This window comes from Streptosporangium nondiastaticum (assembly GCF_003011965.1).
GTDB lineage: Bacteria > Actinomycetota > Actinomycetes > Streptomycetales > Streptomycetaceae > Streptomyces > Streptomyces nondiastaticus.
In genome coordinates, this window is the sequence record NZ_PXWG01000001.1 from 242613 (window position 1) to 260366 (window position 17754).

Below are 17754 nucleotides of genomic sequence, written 5' to 3' on the forward strand. Positions count from 1 at the left end.
GGTATCACCTCGGCCGGCCTGGTGTGCTTGCTCCAGACTCCGGCCGCCGCAGTGTCCCGCGACCACCATGAGATCTCCGATTGCCTGGGCCGGGAAGACGGCTACGACCGTGATCTCCTGCTGAACAACAAGGAATGGGCGCGTGCGGAGAACCGCAGCCTGGGATACCCCAGATACGCGACGTGTCGTTTCGTCATCAAGCACGACTCCAGATACGTCGACTTCGGTCAAAGAGCCGTGTCGGCCAGCTTCGGCGCCTGCGAGGGGCCGGCATGGAGTGTTGAGCTGCTGGTCAACGAGTCCGTGGCCAGGTCGAGGGCGGTGACGCGGGGGAGCGAGAGGGTCAGGAGGCACGAGCGGTCGATCGAAAAGAACGTCTCGAGGGCGATCTCGGCCGCCATCGCGGACGTGCTGAACGTCAGCCTCGGCCGCAACGTCACCGTGAGCGAGGGGGAGGCCCGCGAGTACAAGCAGCTGCAAGGTGAGAGCACGGAGTGGACCGACACCAGGACCGCGGAAAAGAAGAGCATCGTCAGCATTCCCGAAGGGAAGAGGGTGTATCTCCAGTCCGCCCCATGGCTCCAGAAGAGCTCCGGGTACCTGGAGATGAGCTACTGGGAGGGCGAGCCCAGCACTCGTAGCAGAGGCGTGAAGAAAATCGATCTGACGACTCATACGCCGGTCCTGGGGGAGGACAAGAGGCCGCGTATGGACTACCAGACCAGGTGGATGGAGTGCCCCAAGAACAAGTGACCGCCGGCTGCCGAGGCGGCCGCCGATGACAATGGCAGGCTGGGTGTAGGCGCGCACGTTAGCGCAGGGGCTCACTTCCCCGAAGCGAGCCCGTACCAGGTGCTCGCAACCCCCTGCTTACCGGCCGGCCGGGGTGCAGGTCCGGGCAATCCGCCCCGAGATGGCCCGGGGCGCCGAACGCGGCGTGCAGCGCAACGTGTTGGGCGCCGCTCCCCGAACGCCCGGGGTCCGGCGAGCGCCATGACAATGTCATCCGCCCTGATCAGCCCTCCACCTGACGCCTCGTCGCCTCCGCCTTCTTCCTCACCGGTACCGGGCCGACGTCTTCACGCCCCTCCACGGTTGAGTCGCCTGACCGTGTCCATCAACACAATCACTCGACATTGTCGACCGACAATGTCGTCTGTACGTTGACGGGCAAGCGACCTCTGGTGTGAAACGAAAGGCACGCTCATGCCTCACACGCCTCAAACACCTCACGCATCTCGTGCGCCTCACGCGCCCATCGACGAGCCGCAGACGATCCCCGAGCGCCCAGCGCTGCCCCTGATAGGTCACGCCTTCGACCTGCCCAAGGGCGCTGACGGCCACGACCACCTGATGAAGGAGGTCAAGGAGATGGGTCCGGTGTTCCGGATGCGCGCCTTCGGGGCCGAGACCGTCATCATCGGCGGGCTGGACCTGGTGACGGAGCTGTCGGACGAGTCCCGGTTCCGCAAGAGTCTGTCTCCGGACCTGATCGAGGTCCGCCGCTTCGCCGGGGACGGCCTGTTCACCGCCTTCAACCACGAGCCGAACTGGCGCAAGGCCCACGACATCCTGATGCCGGCGTTCTCGCTCGGCGCGATGCGCAGCTACCACGGCACCATGCTCCGCGCCGCCCGGTCCCTGATCGCCAAGTGGGACCGGGCCGTCGGCGCGCGGGAAGTGGACGTCCCCGAGGACATGACCCGCCTGACCTTCGACACCATCGGGCTGTGCGGCTTCGGCTACGACTTCCAGTCGTTCCGCCGGGACCAGGTGCACCCCTTCGTCGGCGCGATGTCACGGGCACTGGCCTTCACCCAGGACAAGGTCGAGTCCGTCCCGGGCGCGGAGCTGTTCAAGCGGAAGCAGGCGGAGCAGTTCCGCCGGGACGTCGACCTGATGACGGACCTGGTCGACGAGGTCATCCGGCAGCGCAGGTCATCCGGTGACACCAGGACGGACGATCTGCTCGGCCGGATGCTGCACACTCGGGACGCGGTGACCGGCGAGCCCCTGGACGACGTGAACATCCGCAACCAGGTGATCACCTTCCTCATCGCCGGGCACGAGACCACCAGCGGCGCCCTGTCCTTCGCTCTGTACTACCTGACCAAGCACCCCGCCGTGCTCGCGCGGGCCCGGGCCGAGGTGGACGCCCTGTGGGGCGACGCCGACACCCCGGAGCCCGGCTATGGCGACATAGGCAAACTCACCTACATCCGCCAGGTCCTCAACGAAAGCCTGAGGCTGTGGCCGACCGCACCCGGCTTCGCCGTGGAACCCCTCCAGGACACGGTCATCGGCGGCAAGTACGCCGTACGCAAGGGCCGGACACTGACGGTCTACACCCCGGCCCTGCACCGCGACCCCGCCTGGGGAGAGAACGTCGAGCTGTTCGACCCCGAGCGCTTCACACCCGAGCGGGAGGAGAAGCGGCCGGTCCACCTGTTCAAGCCGTTCGGCAACGGTGAACGCGCCTGCATAGGCCGCCAGTTCGCCCTGCACGAGGCCACCCTGCTCCTCGGGCTGCTGGTGCACCGCTACCGGCTGATCGACCACGCCGACTACCAGCTGAAGATCAAGCAGACCCTCACCATCAAGCCCGACGGGTTCACCCTCGAACTGGCCCGGCGCGCCGGCAGCGAGCACCGCCTGCCCGCAGCCGCCACGAGCAGCGCCCCCGCCGGCCAGGACCGTCCCGTGACCCGACGGGCCGCGGGAACCGCGCTCACCCTGTTGCACGGCTCCAACCTGGGCACCTGTGCCGGCATCGCCCGCGATCTGGCAGCCGACGGCGACGAGCACGGATTCTGCCCTGCCGTGGCATCTCTCGACGACTACGTCGGCAAGCTGAGAGCCGCCGAGGGCCCGGTCGTGATCGTGGCCGCCTCCTACAACGGCAGGCCCACCGACGACGCCGCCGAGTTCGTCGCGTCACTGGAGGAACTTGAGCCCGGCTCGCTCGGCGGTGTCCGGTACGCCGTGCTCGGTGTCGGCGACCGCAACTGGGCAGCCACCTATCAGCGCGTCCCCTCCCTCATCGACGAGCGTCTGACGGCGGCCGGCGCCACGCCACTGCTGGAGCGCGGCGCCGCCGATGCCTCCGGCGATTTCGCCGGCGCCGTGGACCGGTGGACGGGCGACCTGTGGACTGCCCTGCTGGAGCGGTACGGCGACCCGGTACCCCACGCCGCCGCGGCGACCGCCGAACCCGAGGAGGTCCCGGGCCTTTACGAACTCCACGACACCACCGAGTCGGTCACCGGCGCACTCGCGGCACGACACGGCGTACGGCCCATGCGCGTGCTCGACGCGTACGAGCTCGTCGACACCGACCATGAGCTCGGCCGCTCCAAGCGCTTCCTGAGACTGCGACTGCCCGACGGCGTCACCTACCGCACCGGCGACCACCTGGCCGTGCTCCCGCGCAACCCGGACACCCTCGTGCAACGCGTCGCCGACCGGTTCGGCCTCGACCTGGCCCGCACCGTCCGGCTGCACGCACGCCGGCGCAACCGCAACACTCTCCCCGTCGACCGCCCGCTGACCTTGCGCCGGCTGCTGACCGACTTCGTGGAACTGCAGGACCCCGCCACCCGCGACCAGGTCGCCGTGCTCGCCGAGCACACCGCCTGCCCGCCCGAGAAGCGTCCCCTGGCCGAACTCGCCACGGCGGACCCCGAGACGTTCCGCGAGCAGGTGACGGCCGCCGGACGCAGCGTCCTGGACCTGCTGGAGCAGCACCGCGCCTGCGAGCTGCCCTTCGAACGCTTCCTGGAACTGCTGCCGGTCCTGCGTCCGCGCCACTACTCGGTCTCCTCGTCGGCCGAGGCCTCTCCCGGCGAGGTGGACCTGATGGTGTCGCTGCTCACCGCACCCCACCGGAGCGGCGAGGGCACCTTCCACGGCATCGCCTCGCACTACGTCCGGACCGTGCAGGCCGGTGACACCCTCCAGGCCCGGGTGCTGCCGTGCAACGAGGCCTTCCGGCTTCCCGAGGACCTGTCCGCGCCGGCCATCCTGGTCAGCGCGGGCACTGGCCTGGCGCCCTTCCGCGGGGCGGTCCTCGACCGGCTCGCCCGGCTGCACAACCGGTCGGCAGGCATGCTGCTGTGCTACTTCGGCTGCGACCACCCCGACGTCGACTACCTCCACCGAGAGGAGCTCGAAGCCGCCCAAGTGGCCGGAGCCGTCAGCATGCGCCCCACGTTCATGTACGAGCCCGAGGACGGCGCGCGCTTCGTCCAGGACCGCATCGCGCGCGAGAGCGAAGAGGTCTGGACCGTGCTGGAAGCCGGTGGCCGGGTCTACGTCTGCGGTGACGGCCGCCGCATGGCCCCCGCAGTGCGGGAAGCATTCATGGCGATCTACCGCAAGAACACCGGTGCGTCCGACGAGGGGGCAGCCGCCTGGCTGACCTCCCTCACCGAGTCCGGCCACTACGTCGAGGACGTCTGGGCCGGCTGACCACAGCCACCGGCTTGGACCCGGCACCGACAGGGTCAACCTCCGGAGACGATCACCATGAGGCCGGCCCGCATGTCCGGATGGATGCGGCAGTGGTAAGGGAACGTGCCGAGGGTTTGGAAGGTGATCGGGGAGGACGTCCGCCCCGGAAGGATGTCGCCGGTGTCCCAGACCGGCGGGGAGGCGTCGGACGTGGCGGTGTGTGTGATGCTGTCCTGGTTTGTCCAGGCGACGGAGTCGCCGGCGTTGATCACCAGGTCGTTCGGGACGAAGGCGAAGTTCCGGATCAACACGGTGTGCTGGGTCGACATGACTGGCCCCCTCTTCCGCTTCCCTTTCCCCCGTACGCGATCCCCGCTGGGTGCGGGGATCGCGTACGCGTGAGTGCGGGAAATATGCCCGGAATCATCCAAGCAAATCCAGAATCATCCTAATTGGCTATTGGAAAGGGGGTGTTGGGGAGGCCGGGACGGGAGTGGGGGAATCCCATGCCCCCCGGCTCCGCGGACGCCGCCGCCTTCCCGACGCCGGCCGAGCCGCCCCCGCCTGGCGTCTACGGGCTTGCGGACACTCTGTTCAACTCGTCGGCACCTCCGCCAGGTCCAGCCGCCCCGTGGCCAGGGCGACGGTCGCGGAGACCAGAGCCCGAAGGCCCACACCTCCCGAGAACTCGTCCGGCGCGTACAGGCACTGCAGCGTCAGCCCGTCGAAACCGGCGAGGAAGAACCGGGCGACCGTCTCCGCCGGCTGGGCGAGCTCATACCCCGTCCGCGCCGCCGCCTCGCTCACCAGCCTCGCCGTCACCTCACTCACCCCCCGGTAATAGCCCTGGTAGGCCTCACTCAGACCAGGGGTACGCAGGGCGATCATGCTCAACTCGGTGAGCAGACGGTAGCGGGTCGCTTCCTCCCGCACCGTGCGCCAGCAGGCGCCGGCCAGCGCGACGATCGTCTCCTCGAAACCCGCGTCCTCCGGCGCCGCTCGCTCGACCTGCGCTATCAGGTCGTCGGTGAGCTGCTCCATGACCGCCCGGTACAGGTCCGCCTTCGTGCCGAAGGTGTAATGGACCGTGGCCTGTGCAACGCCGAGCTCGGCGGCGATGGCGCGTGTGCTGCCGGCGGCGACCCCCTCCCGGGTCATGAGGTCGATGGCCGCTTTGATCAGCTGAGGGCGGCGCTCAGCCGCGGAAACGTGAGCCATCTCGCCATCGTATCGACTGAGTCTGGCGAACAAGTCGTGTGACCAAGTTGGTGGTTCCGGCGCATCGGTGGAGCGAGAAGGGACGAAGCGATCGGCAGTGCGCCCCGAGAGCGACACCGACACCGACAGCGGCGACGGTGACAGCGCCCGGTCAAGCCGTGACGTCGGCCAGCCACAGGTCGGGACCGAAGACCTCGTAGCGGATGTTGCGGGCGGCGATGCCGTCATGGAGCAACTGCGACCGGATCTCCCTCATGAAGGGCAGCGGGCCGCACAGGTACACGCACGCGTCGGCCGGCAGGCCGAGCCCGTCGATGTCCATCAGCCCCGCCCGGGAATCCGGCTCCTCCGCAGCGGACCGCTCGTACCAGAACGTGGCCCGCGCGTGGGGCAGCGCATCGACCAGCAGGTTCATATCCCTGCGCAGCGCGTGGTCGTCGGGGGAGCGGTCGGCGTGCAGGACCGTGACGGAACGGGTGGACGCGATGCCCGCGAGGTACTCCAGCATGCCGACCATCGGGGTGCAGCCGATGCCGGCGGAGACCAGCACCAGCGGCGCGTCGCTCTCGTCCAGCACCACATCGCCGAAGGGCGCCGAGAGGGTGAGTTCGTCGCTCACCTGCAGAGTGCGGTACAGCAGGTTCGATACCTCACCCTCGGGAGCACCGTCACCGTGGACGCGCTTGACCGTGATCCGGCGCTTCTGCTCGCCGGGGGCCGAGGAGAGGCTGTACTGGCGCAACTGGTGAACGCCGTCGGGCATCTTGACCCGCACGCTGACGTACTGCCCCGCGCGCGCCCGCGGCGCCGGGGCGCCGTCGGCCGGCCGCAGGAAGAAGGAGACGGTGTCGGCGGTCTCCTGCCGCCGGTCCAGGACGGTCCACTGCCGCCAGGGGTGCCCCGGTCGCACCTGTGCTTCCAGGCAGAGACGGGCTTCCTGGGCAATGAGGGCCCCCGCCATCAGCCAGTACACCTCGTCCCAGGCGGCCGACACATCAGGGGTGACGGCCTCGCCGAGCACCTCTGCGATAGCGGCGAACAGATACTTGTGCACGATCGTGTACTGGTCGTTGCTGACGCCGACGGCCACGTGCTTGTGCGCGATGCGCGCGAGCAGCGTGTCCGGCCGGGTGCCGGGGTCGGCTGCCAGCGCGCCGGCGAAGGCGGCGACGCTCCCCGCCAGCGCCCGCCGTTGCGCGCCGCTCGCCTGGTTACCGCGGTTGAACATGCCGTCCAGCAGCTCGGGGTGTTCGGCGAACATCGTCGCGTAGAAGCGGGTGGATATCTCGTCCAGTGCCCCGCCCACAGCAGGCAGGGTTGCCCGGATCACCGAGGCGGATTCGGCAGACAGCATGACGCTCCCGAGAGAACAAGAGGGGGACAACTGGCCCTGCGCAACCGCGGGCACTGTCAGGTTTAGCAGCCGTAACAGCAGGTCAGCCCGGTGCGCGGAACATTCGGGACCAGCGTCCGGGCAGTCGGGGCCGCCTGGTCCCTGACGAGCCCCGCAGACCGGGACCAGCGGCCCCTGGGCATCCGGCGCCGAACCGCGTAATGATGCCGGATTTCCGCGGCTCATTCTTCTGCGGTCATCCGTGTTTGGATGGAGCCTGCCTTTGTGAGGGGAAACGTTGACACGCACGACGCCGCCGCGCCCGCTGGACGTGGCCGTGGAACTTCCGGAGCTGGCGCACCTGGCCCGGACAGCCACTCGCCTGCACCCGCGACCAGGTGCCCCCACGGTCCATGACAGCTCAGTGGGCGGTCCGCTGCTGTGGCCCGCGGGCGAACCCTGGCCGGTGTACGAGCCGGTGCACGGGGCCTACGGGCCGCTGACCACGCCGGCGGACGTGCGCACGCTGCGGCAGACCATCGCGCAGGCACGGTCACGGCCGCGGAGGCCCGGTACGGACCTGCTGACCGAGCAGGAGACGGCAGCGGTCGACCGGATCAGAGCCGGGTACGCACCGGAACTCCTGCCGGAAGGGCCGCTGCCCCTGATCCCGCTCGTGCAGCTCTACGCCCGGGACGTACCCGGACTTCCGTGCCCCGAGGGGACGGACATGCTTCAAGCGCTGTGGACGCCGTTCGACGAGATCGAAGGGGCCTCGGGTGCCGTGCAGCTGCGATGGCGGCTGTCCTCGGACGTACAGGAGATCCTGGCCGAGCCGCCCGAGCCCGCCTACATCGACATGAGTGACCACGTGCCGATGCCCTGTGTGCTGCATCCGGAACAAGTCCGGGAATTTCCACCAGTACACCTCCTCACGGAGGAACAGACGCAGCGCGTGGACGCCTGGACGGAGCAGCGCTCGATCGACCACCAGCACGTGGACTACGAGGGAGACCTGTCCACCGCCCCCGGCTGGAAGCTCGGCGGCTGGCCGGCACACTTCACCTACGGCTGCCCGGCCGACTTCGAAGAGCTCCGGTGCGGCGAGTGCGGCGGCCCTGTGGAAGCGCTGCTGACCGTCGCCAGCAGCGAGTGGGAAGGAAGAAGCCGCAGCTGGCGTCCGGTCGAGGACGTGGACGGAGACCTGTACCACACCCGCACACCGACGATCGTGACAGTCGGGCGCGGCTGCGCCCTGCAGATCTACAGGTGCATCAGCACGCCGACTCACCTGCCACGGACGATCATCCAGTAGTACGGGGTGCGCGACCGCCGGACCGGCACCACCCACCGGGTCATCGACCCTCCACCGGGCTACGGAGCCGCGCGACACCCGTCGATTCTGCGCGGAGTGCCGTGCCGTTTCGACGGGCGGCACAAGGCGTCGTTCATGGACGGAGCGCGGCGCGCACTCGCCGCGGCGCAGCGCGCGGGGAAATCGGGGTGTGCTCGACGAGTTGGACAGGCAGCATGGCCGGATGTCGGATTTGGTGTGGGATGACGTCAGGAACTTCTTCGACCCTGACCTGATGGGTGCTCTGCCGGACGTGTCCGTGCAGGGCGTTGCGGTGGAGGACTGGCAGACGGTGTTCGATCTCGTTCGGTCGAGTGATTGGGGGTGGGAGTACTCGGAGGGCGGCGTCTCCGGGCCCCTGCCGCCTGCGGTGGAGGTGCTGACGCGTCCGGCCGACGCCGATACGGTCGATCTGCGGGTCCGGCCGGTTCCGGGCGTACTGGTGATCTTCCGTCCCATGTCTGCTGAGGAAATCGACTTCGACTTCGACCTTCGAGAGCTGCAGGGCCAGCAAGGAGTGGACATCCTGTGCGGATTCCTGACCACGCTGGGCAGGCAGCTGGGCAAGGCGGTGACCATGACCGCCGAAGGCGACTACGAGAACCCGGTGCTCGGGTTCGACCCCGGCGCAGACCGCGTGGTGCTGATGGCGGACCCGGAGTTGGTGCAGCTTTCTGCTGTGGCCGATCGCTGACGCCAAGCGAACACATGCACAGCGCAGGCGTGCTCAGCCACGTACGGACGGATCCTGCTCCCCGGTGGGGTTCATGCCGTGAAGACACTCGGGGAAGCCCTTGAGCTCCGGAGTGACCGTTGATGGAAGAGAAGAGAGCTGCGAGGGGAGCCGGACGAACAGGGTCGGCCCGAAGGCATCGCAGGTCACGCTGACGGCCTGCCCGACGGCAGGTGCGCGCGACGGTTCCGGCAGGACAGGTGCGGGGTCAGGAACTGAGAGGGCGGCAGCGGGAGCTGCCGACGCGGCCAGCGCGAGCAGGCCGACGCTGACGCCGATGCCGGCGGCGGCAAGCAGGCGGTTCTGCGGAGGCCGGAGGGATGAGGTCATGGAGCAGAGCATGCAGCCAGTGGCCGGCGCGGAGCAGTAAGGACACAGCGCCAACCCTCGAGTGAGTGACGGCCTGTCACCCGAACAAGCATGGCGTCGGCACAGGGGAAGCCAGGGGAAGGCTACGGGCGGCGGCGTCCCCACGCGGAGATCATGGGGCCGGTTGCCAGGTCGAGTTGCCCGGTGGCGATGTTCGCGAGGTGGCGGTCGATTTCCTCGTCGGTGGCGAGTCCTGCCGCCACCAGGCGGTGACGGACCTGCCGTACGGTTGCGGCTTCGAGGACGGCGCATGCGGGTGAGGTGATGGGGAAGTACGCGTCGGCCTGAACGTCGTCCAGACCGGCCTCACGCAGCAGCCGGGGCAGGGTCCGCCCGTAGGCGAGGTCCGCGCCGCGGCCCGCCATCAAGGTGCGGAAGCCGGCCCGCAACCGGTTGGCGAGCTGCTGCTCGGGGCCCGACTCGTCCGGGCACGGCAATGGCTGCAGCTCCGGGTCGGCGTCCTCGAGGAGGAGCCGGCCGCCGGGCCGCAGCGCCTGGACCATCCGGCGCAGGGCCTCGGCGCGGTCGGTGACGTGTATCAGGACCAGCCGGGCGTGGACGAGGTCGAATTCGCCGGGCGGCGGTGGCTCGGCCGCCACGTCGTGGCGCAGCACTTCGATCACGCCGCCGGCGATGTCCCGGGTCCAGGACACGTCGATGTCGGTGGCTATCACCGCTCCCGTGGGGCCGACCCTCTCGGCCAGCCCGAGAGGCACGGACGGACCGCCGGCACCGACCTCCCAGCACCGCATGCCGGCAGTGATCCCGAGCTGGTCGACGTGCCGGAACGTCACCGGATCGAACAACTCGCTCAGCGCCTCGAACCGGATCCCTGCCTCCGATTGCCTGTTGTCCAGCAGGTAACCGTGATCTGTTTCGTGCTCAGCCATGCGGCGATTGTGGCAGAGGGGTCTGACGCCCGGTGTTCAGGCCTGCCAACTCGCCGGCTGTGACCGTGCTTACGTGATGACTGTGCCGTGCGCTGGAACGCTGCCGTCGCGGCCTGACGTTTGCCGAGGACGGCGAAACGCCCACCGGGGGGGGCGTGCATATCGTCGACGTGCCGGACCCCGCTCCGTCCGAGCCATCGGCCCCGCCATGCCGACCAGGGTGTGGGAAGGGCTGCTGGTCAGGACGGATATCGTCCTGGCATGACACCAAGCTTCGATCTTGTCGGGTCCCTTGCCAGAGGCGTCGAAAGCCGTGGCGGCGCGTGGGACTTCATCCGGGACTTCGCTGCCCACTGGGTGAGCCCGCTCCGAGACGGGGACGGGTGGCCGGAGACCGAGGTGGCCGCGGCGGAGGAACGGCTGGATATCCGGCTGCCGGCAGCGTTGCGCGAAGCTTATGTGCTGCTCGGACGCCGTCCGGACCTCACGAGCAACCATGATGTGCTGCTCAGCCCGGCGGAGCTGTATGTGGATGACGGCAAGGAGGCGCTGGTCTTCCGGCACGAGAATCAGGGAGCCGCGTCCTGGGGCATCCTCCTGGACAGCCTTCAGAACGAGGATCCTGCGGTGCTCATCCGGTCCGACCTGGCGGACAAGACTGCCGAACGGTGGGAAGGCTGGCTGGAGCGGCTGTCCCTGTGTTTCGTCGAGATCGTTCTCTCCGAGGCACTGAACGCCGACGCGGACCTCTGCGACTTTCTCGACACCGACGACGACAGCGTCGAACTGCTTCAGGAGAAATGCCTCCGGCTGCCGTTCCCGGACTATCCCGTCGGCGACAAGGGTCATGCGACGCGCTGGTTCCTGGGGCCGGACGTCCTACTGCGCGACGATGACGGCATGGCGATCCTGGCTCGCGGCCGGACAGAGGACGATCTGGACCGCATCCGGGACCTGATTCCGGGCGACTGGCTCAACGACTGTCGCTGAATCGCGGTTTTCTTTGGTCTGCATCGGGTCGTGGGCTGCTGTCACGCCCCCAACCGCCCTCGCGGCGCTACTGGAGCGGCAAGGCATGTGTGAAGAGGCTTCGGCAAGCGCTCAGCCCACGACCTGATGCAACATGACTCAAACCAGTTCGGGTTGCGGTTCCGGCTGCCGCGCCGGCGCGGTCTTCGGCTCCCACCGCTTGGTGGTCCGTATGTAGCCGTAGATCACCGAGGCCATCGCCAGAATGAGAAGCGGTCCGAACACCCACGGGTTTTCGGCCATTTCCATCGGCAGGTAGCGGAACGACACCAGAAGCGCGGTGAAGACCGCTGCACCGTAGGCGACCAGCTGGATTCCCGAGCGGTCCCAGCCGCGTTCTTGCGAGCGCAGCGCTGCCTCGATCGTGAGCGTGAACACCACGCCGGTAATGATGTCGGTGCCGTAGTGGTATCCGAATCCCAGCGTTGCGCCGAGCGTGGAAATCAGCCAGAACGCACCGAAGAACTGCAGAATGCGCGGACCCTTGCGGGAATGTATGAAGATCGCGGTGGCCCACGCCGTGTGCAGGCTGGGCATGCAGTTGCGCGGAGTGATCTCGTCGAAGGGCATCTGGTGGGGCACGTTGAGCGGCGGCGGAGTGTTCGGCCACAGGTCGGCCACCGCCCAGTGCGTGCCGTCGGAGCCGTAGGCGAAGATCGGGCCGACCACCGGGAAGATCATGTAGATGCCCGGCCCGAGGAGGCCGATCATCAGAAAGGTCCGCACCAGGTGATGGCTCGGGAAGCGGCGCTCCGCCGCCACGTTGCGCAGCTGGTACAGCGCGACGATGACCGCGGCCACCGCGAGCTGGATGTAGACGTAGTCGAGGATGTGGTCACCGATCGGGCCGGTGGCCTCGACGATCCGGCCCACCACCCACGACGGGTTGCCCAGGGCGTGGTCGGCGATCGCCACGTACTGGTCGAGCACCGTCGGGCGGGTCTTCGACGTGATGAGCAGCCAGGTGTCGCCGGTCTTGCGTCCTGCGACGAGCAGGAGGCCCAGCCCGACGCCCTTCAGCAGCAGGACACGTTCGCGGCCGGTGCGGCGCGTGACGGCGATGACGGCATAGCCCAAGGTCACCCACAGCGCGCCGTTACCGAACATCATCTTGGCGTCGACTGCCCACCGGACCAGAAAGAAGATGACATCGATGCCAACTGCGATGCCGGCGGCGATGAGCCGCTCCCGCCAGGTGAGCACCACCATCATCAGTGCCATGCCGGCGTACAGCAGTGGCCCTGATTTGGGAGCGAGTATCACCTCTTTCGCCTGGTTGGTCATCGGCCCCGGAAGGCCGTAGTGCCGTGCGGCGATCTCCAGGGCTATGAGGAATCCGAGGGCCACCACGCTCACCGTGGCCCACAGCATCACCCGTGGTCGACGCCATGCGGCGGACGTGAATGTGTTGTCTATTCGCGAAGACGCCCGCGAGCTTTTAGATATCAATTGTTTGGCCGATTTGTTAGTTTTGAGATAAATAGGTCAATTTTTGCTGGATGGCATGGTTTCCGGTGAAGGACGGGCGATCGGGGCGATCGCCACGAGGTCGAACATGCTATCGGAGCTGGTACGGGCGGGTTTCGGCGGTCGTGGGTGGTGGGGCGTGCGAGGGTGGCCGGTCTGTCATGTCATGGGGTCGCTCAGTGGTTCCAGGCAGGGAAAGTCGCTTCCTCTGTGGCTGCTGATGGGGATCGCGCCGGCGATTCTACCGGCGGTAGAATCGCCGGTGTGGGTAAGCCGACGAGCATCAAGACCACCGAAGAGGTCCGTGACCGGCTGCGGATTCTTGCGGCTGAGCGCGGCACCACCATCACGGAGCTGCTGGAGGAGCTCGCGGCCCGTGAGCTGACGCGGGCCGAGCGGGAGGAGCGCGCTCTGCAGGCCGCCCGGGAGCTCGGGGTCGAGTACACCGATCAAGTGCAGCAGGCCGGCCAGGAGGCCTGGGTGAAGATCCGCGCTCATCGGGACGGCACCGCCATATGACTCCCGCGGCTGTCCTGGATCACACTGCTCTGGCCGCCCTGTACGGGGAGGACCCCTTCTTCACCGGCCTGTACATCGAAGCCTCCCGGGGCACCGGCCGAGTTCTGATCCCGTCACTGGCCGCGCTCGCCGCGGAGCGCGGGGTCCCTGGCGCGGGCCGGCACGCAACCTCTCTGCGGTTCGCTGAAGCCGTTCCGTTCACGACGGCGCACGCCGAGGCGGCGATGAGCTGGCCGGATGCCGACTGGCCTGTGGTGCACACGGCTGCCATCGCCTGGCAGGCGGCCGGAGCGGGAGAGCCCGTCACCGTTCTCTCGCTGGAGCCCGAGCTGTACGAGGGCACGGGCGTCACCCCGCTGAACCCTCTCTGATCACGCGGCCGGTGGCTGCCGCCCAACCGCCCTTGGACAGGGAGATGACCATCTCATCCACGCCGGTCAGCTCCGGTTCGAACGAGCTGTCGTGGTCGCGGGGCACGCGTATCTCCGGCGGTTCGCCGGTTCGCCGGTCGGACGTCCGTCAGGAAACGCGCAGTCAACCCTCCCTAAATGCAACCGCATCGGACAAGATATGCGGAAGCATGTGAGATAGTGCGTACTCCACTTATTGCGGGTGAATAGCCTGAACATGCCGAATGATGCATTTTACGGGTGCAACGGGCTGTCGTCCGGAGCTCGTCCCGCCATGGCGCAGCCTCTTCTCATCCGGTGCGCAACGTCTGCCACGGTCATCCGGCTGCCTGCCACCTCGTGCGCTGCCGGGGCCCAGGTGTGAGCGTGGTGCAGTACAGCGCAAGGCCGGGAGCCGGAGGAGGTGATCATCGTGGCCGGAGCCCGTAACCGGACAGATCGCACGGTCATGCCTACGCGGTGACCGCTGAATTCCCCCGTACCCTCCCCCCACCATGGCCTCGGAGGCACCTCATGCCCGAGCACCACCCCGGCCCGGGCCGCCCGCATCCCCCCACAGCGGTGGCCATCCTCCTCCCCCTCCTGACCGTACTCACCCTGCTCGTCACTCTCCCCGGAACCGCCACCGCGGTCGATGGAACCACCAGCCGTCCGACCCACCCCGAGCAGGACTGGATGGGTTCGACCGTCCGCGCCCACGAGGGCGAACGCGGCCCGGCCACCAAGGGCCCCGCGCGGCGCGACCGCGCCCTGGGAGGCGCCTCGGTCGACGGAGTCGACGTCAGCAGCCACAACGGCAACGTCTCCTGGTCAAAGCTCTGGCACAAAGGCGTCAGATTCGCCTACGCCAAGGCGACCGAGGGCACCAGCTACACCAACCCCTACTTCGCCCAGCAGTACAACGGCCCGTACGACGCGGGCATGATCCGGGGCGCGTACCACTTCGCTCTGCCGGGCAACTCCAGCGGCGGCGCACAGGCCGACTACTTCGTTCACCACGGCGGCGGCTGGACGGACGACGGCTGGACGCTGCCGGGCGTGCTCGACATGGAGTACAACCCCTACGGCAGTGCCTGCTACGGGCTGAGCAAGGGCCGGATGATCGACTGGATCGAGGACTTCCTCGACGCCTACCGGGACCACACCGGGCGCGACGCGGCGATCTACACCTCGACCGCGTGGTGGAAGAAGTGCACCGGCAACCACGGAGGATTCGGCCGGTACAACCCGCTGTGGGTACCGCGCTACGGCTCCTCCTCCGGAGAGCTCCCGAACGGCTGGGACTTCTACACCTTCTGGCAGCACACCAGCACCGGCCCCACCGTCGGCGACCACGACCGGTTCAACGGCTCCTACAACAGGCTCGAGGCGCTCGCCTACGGCTGACGGGCCGGCCTCGGATCCGGCTCAGGCGCCGCGGCGTACCCGGGCCGCCTTGCGGGCTTCGGCGAGTTGGCGGGCCTCGGCGGCCTTGCGGGATTTGCCGCCGGTGCGGCGGGAGGCGTCCTTGCTGGTGCCCAGGCCGCGGAAGGGCGTGTTGGTGTTCTTGGCCCGGGACGCGGCGGGCCCGCCGTCGAGCGGGGTGCCGGAGGGGGCCTTGGCCCCGGTGATCCGGCTCAGCTCCGCCTCGCCCGAGCGCACCTTGGTGACCGTCGGCTCGACGCCGGCCTCGGCCATCACCCGGCTCGCCTCACGGCGCTGGCCCGGCAGCACCAGAGTGACGACGCGGCCGGACTCACCGGCCCGCGCCGTGCGGCCCGCGCGGTGCAGGTAGTCCTTGGCGTCGGTGGCCGGGTCGACGTTGACCACGAGGTCGAGATCGTCGACGTGCAGGCCACGGGCCGCGACATTGGTCGCCACCAGAACGGTGATCTGGCCGTTCTTGAACTGCGCCAGGGTCCGTGTGCGCTGCGGCTGGGATTTGCCGCTGTGCAGGGCCGCGGCGTGCACTCCGCCGGCCCGCAGATGCCGGGTGAGCTGGTCGACCGCGTGCTTGGTGTCCAGGAACAGCAGCACGCGGCCGTCGCGGGCGGCGATCTCCGTGGTGACGGCGTACCGGTCGGGACCATGGACGACCAGCACGTGGTGATCCATCGTCGCGACCGCGCCCGCGGACGGGTCGACCGAGTGGACGACGGGGTCGCGGAGGTAGCGGTGGACCAGCTGGTCGACGTCACGGTCCAGGGTGGCCGAGAACAACATCCGCTGGCCGTCGGGGCGGACCTGGTCCAGCACCTCGGTGACCTGCGGCAGGAAACCCATGTCGCACATCTGGTCGGCCTCGTCGAGGACGGTGATCCGTACCCGCCCCAGGCGGCACGCCTTGCGCTCGATGAGGTCGTGCAGGCGGCCGGGGGTGGCGACGACGACCTCGGCACCGTCACGCAGCGCAGCGGCCTGCCGGCCGATCGACATGCCGCCGACGACCGCGGCCATCCGCAGCCGAAGCGCATCGGCGTACGGCGCGAGCGCCTCGGTGACCTGCTGGGCCAGCTCCCGGGTGGGCACCAGGATCAGAGCGAGGGGCTGCTTCGACTCCGCGCGGCGCCCGGCCGTCCGGGTGAGCAGCGGCAGGCCGAAGGCGAGCGTCTTTCCCGATCCGGTGCGCCCGCGCCCCAGGACGTCCCGTCCCGCGAGAGAGCTGGGCAGCGTGGCCGCCTGGATCGGGAAGGGCTCGCGCAGACCGCGCTCGGTGAGCGTGCGCAGCACCGCGGCCGGCAGTTCCAGGTCGGCGAAGGAAGCGACCGGGGCCGCCGTCGAGGCGGGGGGTACCGGCCGGGTGGGGGCGTCGTGCGAGGTGCCGAGGTGATCCGCGTCGTTCATGAAGAGCCTTCCGCATAGGGAACGTACCGAGGAAGGCCCGGCAGGAAATGAGCGGCCGGCCGAACAGGGGGATGCCGGACGGACAGAATCACCGAACGTCACGGCTGTCCAAAGATCCAACGTTAACACAAAGTGATAGTTCGGGCCGGTGCTGTGGTGCGGTATCCGCCCGCCCCGGGGCCCAGGGCGTGCGCGCGCCTTCTTCCCGCGCCGCACCACCCGTGTGATCGTCATGGTCAGTGCCCGAAGTGATACCCCGAAGTGACACCGCGAAGTGACGACGCAGGGAGCCGCCCGTGTCAGCCGCGCTCTCTGTGCTCTTCGCCCTGCTGGCGGCCGTCGGCAACGCCTCGGGGACGGTGCTGCAGCGAATCGCCGCGGTGACGGTGCCGCACGGGGACGCCTTCAGCGTCCGCCTGGTCGGGCACCTCCTGCGACGCCCCGCCTGGCTCGCCGGCATCGCCGTGATCGTCGGCGCCGCGGCCTGCCAGGCACTGGCCCTGAATCTCGGCTCCCTGTCCCTCGTACAGCCCCTCCTGGTGATCGAGCTCCCGCTCACTCTCCTCATCGCTGCCGCCCATTCCCGCCGGCCGCTCCCGGCCGCGGGCTGGGCGGCCTCGGCCATGGTCGCCGGAGGGCTCGGCCTCGCTCTCGCAGCGGCGAAGCCTTCCGGCGGACACAGCCAGGTCCCCGGCGGCCTGTGGGCCCTGACCCTGGTGTGCACGACAGGGGCCATGGCCCTGTGCGTCCTGGCCGCGCTGCCCAGACCTCGCGGACGGCTCCGTGCCGCTCTGTTCGGCTCGGCCTCGGCCATCGGCTACGCCCTCACCGCCGTCCTCATGACTGCCGCCACCGACATCTTCGCCAGGGACGGCGGCACGGCCTTCCTCACGGCCTGGCAGTTCTACGGCTTCGTCGCCGGCGGCGCCTGCGCGCTCTTCCTCCTGGCCAATGCCATGGAGTCCGGCCCGTTGATCGCCTCCCAGCCCGCCCTCACGCTGGGCGAGGCCCTGATCAGCCTCGCCCTCGGCATGCTCGTCTACGGAGAACGGGCCCGCACTGGCTGGTGGCTGATCCCGGAGGCCGTCGGGGCGGTGCTGGTGACGTGGGGCGTCCTCATCCTGCCCCGGGTCGATACGGAGACCCCGCGCAAGCTCTGA

General features: G+C 68.9%; 16 protein-coding genes. 9 read left to right on the forward strand and 7 right to left on the reverse strand.

The genetic code is table 11. The features are described from left to right. Nucleotides 1–27: 27 nt before the first annotated feature. Complete coding sequence (locus tag B7P34_RS01135) at nucleotides 28–753, forward strand: hypothetical protein (protein WP_146166674.1); 726 nt, start codon at nucleotides 28–30, stop codon at nucleotides 751–753. Nucleotides 754–1206: 453 nt separating this feature from the next. Further along, nucleotides 1207–4467, forward strand: coding sequence for a bifunctional cytochrome P450/NADPH--P450 reductase (locus B7P34_RS01140; protein WP_106673833.1), 3261 nt, complete (start codon nucleotides 1207–1209; stop codon nucleotides 4465–4467). Nucleotides 4468–4502: 35 nt separating this feature from the next. Here the strand turns inward: B7P34_RS01140 and B7P34_RS01145 are convergent, their stop codons facing one another. From B7P34_RS01145 to B7P34_RS01155, 3 genes are all read right to left on the reverse strand, one after another. Beyond that, nucleotides 4503–4778, reverse strand: a complete 276-nt coding sequence (locus B7P34_RS01145) for a cupredoxin domain-containing protein (RefSeq protein WP_106673834.1) — start codon at nucleotides 4776–4778, stop codon at nucleotides 4503–4505. A 265-nt stretch (nucleotides 4779–5043) separates the two neighbouring features. Next, nucleotides 5044–5667, reverse strand: a complete 624-nt coding sequence (locus B7P34_RS01150; protein WP_106673835.1) for a TetR/AcrR family transcriptional regulator — start codon at nucleotides 5665–5667, stop codon at nucleotides 5044–5046. Between the two features lie 151 nt (nucleotides 5668–5818). Then, on the reverse strand, nucleotides 5819–7021 hold the full coding sequence (locus tag B7P34_RS01155) for a globin domain-containing protein (protein ID WP_106673836.1): 1203 nt from the start codon (nucleotides 7019–7021) through the stop codon (nucleotides 5819–5821). A gap of 403 nt (nucleotides 7022–7424) precedes the next feature. Between B7P34_RS01155 and B7P34_RS01160 the strand changes: the two genes are divergently transcribed. Both B7P34_RS01160 and B7P34_RS01165 read left to right on the forward strand, forming a co-directional pair. Beyond that, nucleotides 7425–8315 carry a hypothetical protein gene (locus tag B7P34_RS01160; RefSeq protein WP_106673837.1) on the forward strand — a complete coding sequence of 297 codons (891 nt, stop codon included), beginning with the start codon at nucleotides 7425–7427 and terminating at the stop codon, nucleotides 8313–8315. 190 nt (nucleotides 8316–8505) lie between these two features. Continuing rightward, a complete protein-coding gene (locus B7P34_RS01165) occupies nucleotides 8506–9048 on the forward strand; it encodes a hypothetical protein (protein WP_286157435.1) in 543 nt (180 codons plus the stop codon). A gap of 33 nt (nucleotides 9049–9081) precedes the next feature. On the opposite strand, the gene B7P34_RS36580 is transcribed toward B7P34_RS01165, so the two are convergent. Next, entirely contained in the window at nucleotides 9082–9417 is a 336-nt protein-coding gene (locus tag B7P34_RS36580) for a hypothetical protein (protein WP_189382316.1), read from the reverse strand. Nucleotides 9418–9539: 122 nt separating this feature from the next. Further along, nucleotides 9540–10346 carry a methyltransferase domain-containing protein gene (locus B7P34_RS01170; RefSeq protein WP_106673838.1) on the reverse strand — a complete coding sequence of 269 codons (807 nt, stop codon included), beginning with the start codon at nucleotides 10344–10346 and terminating at the stop codon, nucleotides 9540–9542. A gap of 261 nt (nucleotides 10347–10607) precedes the next feature. Here B7P34_RS01170 and B7P34_RS01175 point away from each other — a divergent pair, with 261 nt between their 5' ends. Then, a complete protein-coding gene (locus B7P34_RS01175; protein ID WP_106673839.1) occupies nucleotides 10608–11336 on the forward strand; it encodes a hypothetical protein in 729 nt (242 codons plus the stop codon). Between the two features lie 138 nt (nucleotides 11337–11474). On the opposite strand, the gene B7P34_RS01180 is transcribed toward B7P34_RS01175, so the two are convergent. Further along, nucleotides 11475–12746: a phosphatase PAP2 family protein gene (locus B7P34_RS01180; RefSeq protein ID WP_106673840.1), complete on the reverse strand. Its 1272-nt coding sequence runs from the start codon at nucleotides 12744–12746 to the stop codon at nucleotides 11475–11477. A 360-nt stretch (nucleotides 12747–13106) separates the two neighbouring features. On the opposite strand from B7P34_RS01180, the gene B7P34_RS01185 reads away from it, so the two are divergent. From B7P34_RS01185 to B7P34_RS01195, 3 genes are all read left to right on the forward strand, one after another. Next, a complete protein-coding gene (locus tag B7P34_RS01185) occupies nucleotides 13107–13361 on the forward strand; it encodes a ribbon-helix-helix protein (protein WP_106673841.1) in 255 nt (84 codons plus the stop codon). After that, complete coding sequence (locus tag B7P34_RS01190; protein WP_106673842.1) at nucleotides 13358–13732, forward strand: PIN domain-containing protein; 375 nt, start codon at nucleotides 13358–13360, stop codon at nucleotides 13730–13732. The genes B7P34_RS01185 and B7P34_RS01190 overlap by 4 nt, the downstream gene beginning before the upstream one ends. A gap of 552 nt (nucleotides 13733–14284) precedes the next feature. Then, nucleotides 14285–15157, forward strand: a complete 873-nt coding sequence (locus tag B7P34_RS01195) for a lysozyme (protein ID WP_106673843.1) — start codon at nucleotides 14285–14287, stop codon at nucleotides 15155–15157. A 21-nt stretch (nucleotides 15158–15178) separates the two neighbouring features. On the opposite strand, the gene B7P34_RS01200 is transcribed toward B7P34_RS01195, so the two are convergent. Beyond that, on the reverse strand, nucleotides 15179–16594 hold the full coding sequence (locus B7P34_RS01200; RefSeq protein WP_106673844.1) for a DEAD/DEAH box helicase: 1416 nt from the start codon (nucleotides 16592–16594) through the stop codon (nucleotides 15179–15181). A gap of 296 nt (nucleotides 16595–16890) precedes the next feature. Between B7P34_RS01200 and B7P34_RS01205 the strand changes: the two genes are divergently transcribed. Further along, entirely contained in the window at nucleotides 16891–17754 is an 864-nt protein-coding gene (locus B7P34_RS01205; RefSeq protein ID WP_106673845.1) for a DMT family transporter, read from the forward strand.

Coding starts and splice junctions, on each gene's coding strand:
- B7P34_RS01140 (WP_106673833.1), top strand. CDS start 1,207: ATGCCTCACACGCCTCAAACACCTCACGCATCTCGTGCGCCTCACGCG.
- B7P34_RS01150 (WP_106673835.1), bottom strand. CDS start 5,667: ATGGCTCACGTTTCCGCGGCTGAGCGCCGCCCTCAGCTGATCAAAGCG.
- B7P34_RS01145 (WP_106673834.1), bottom strand. CDS start 4,778: ATGTCGACCCAGCACACCGTGTTGATCCGGAACTTCGCCTTCGTCCCG.
- B7P34_RS01170 (WP_106673838.1), bottom strand. CDS start 10,346: ATGGCTGAGCACGAAACAGATCACGGTTACCTGCTGGACAACAGGCAA.
- B7P34_RS01195 (WP_106673843.1), top strand. CDS start 14,285: ATGCCCGAGCACCACCCCGGCCCGGGCCGCCCGCATCCCCCCACAGCG.
- B7P34_RS01175 (WP_106673839.1), top strand. CDS start 10,608: ATGACACCAAGCTTCGATCTTGTCGGGTCCCTTGCCAGAGGCGTCGAA.
- B7P34_RS36580 (WP_189382316.1), bottom strand. CDS start 9,417: ATGACCTCATCCCTCCGGCCTCCGCAGAACCGCCTGCTTGCCGCCGCC.
- B7P34_RS01200 (WP_106673844.1), bottom strand. CDS start 16,594: ATGAACGACGCGGATCACCTCGGCACCTCGCACGACGCCCCCACCCGG.
- B7P34_RS01190 (WP_106673842.1), top strand. CDS start 13,358: ATGACTCCCGCGGCTGTCCTGGATCACACTGCTCTGGCCGCCCTGTAC.
- B7P34_RS01180 (WP_106673840.1), bottom strand. CDS start 12,746: ATGCTGTGGGCCACGGTGAGCGTGGTGGCCCTCGGATTCCTCATAGCC.
- B7P34_RS01155 (WP_106673836.1), bottom strand. CDS start 7,021: ATGCTGTCTGCCGAATCCGCCTCGGTGATCCGGGCAACCCTGCCTGCT.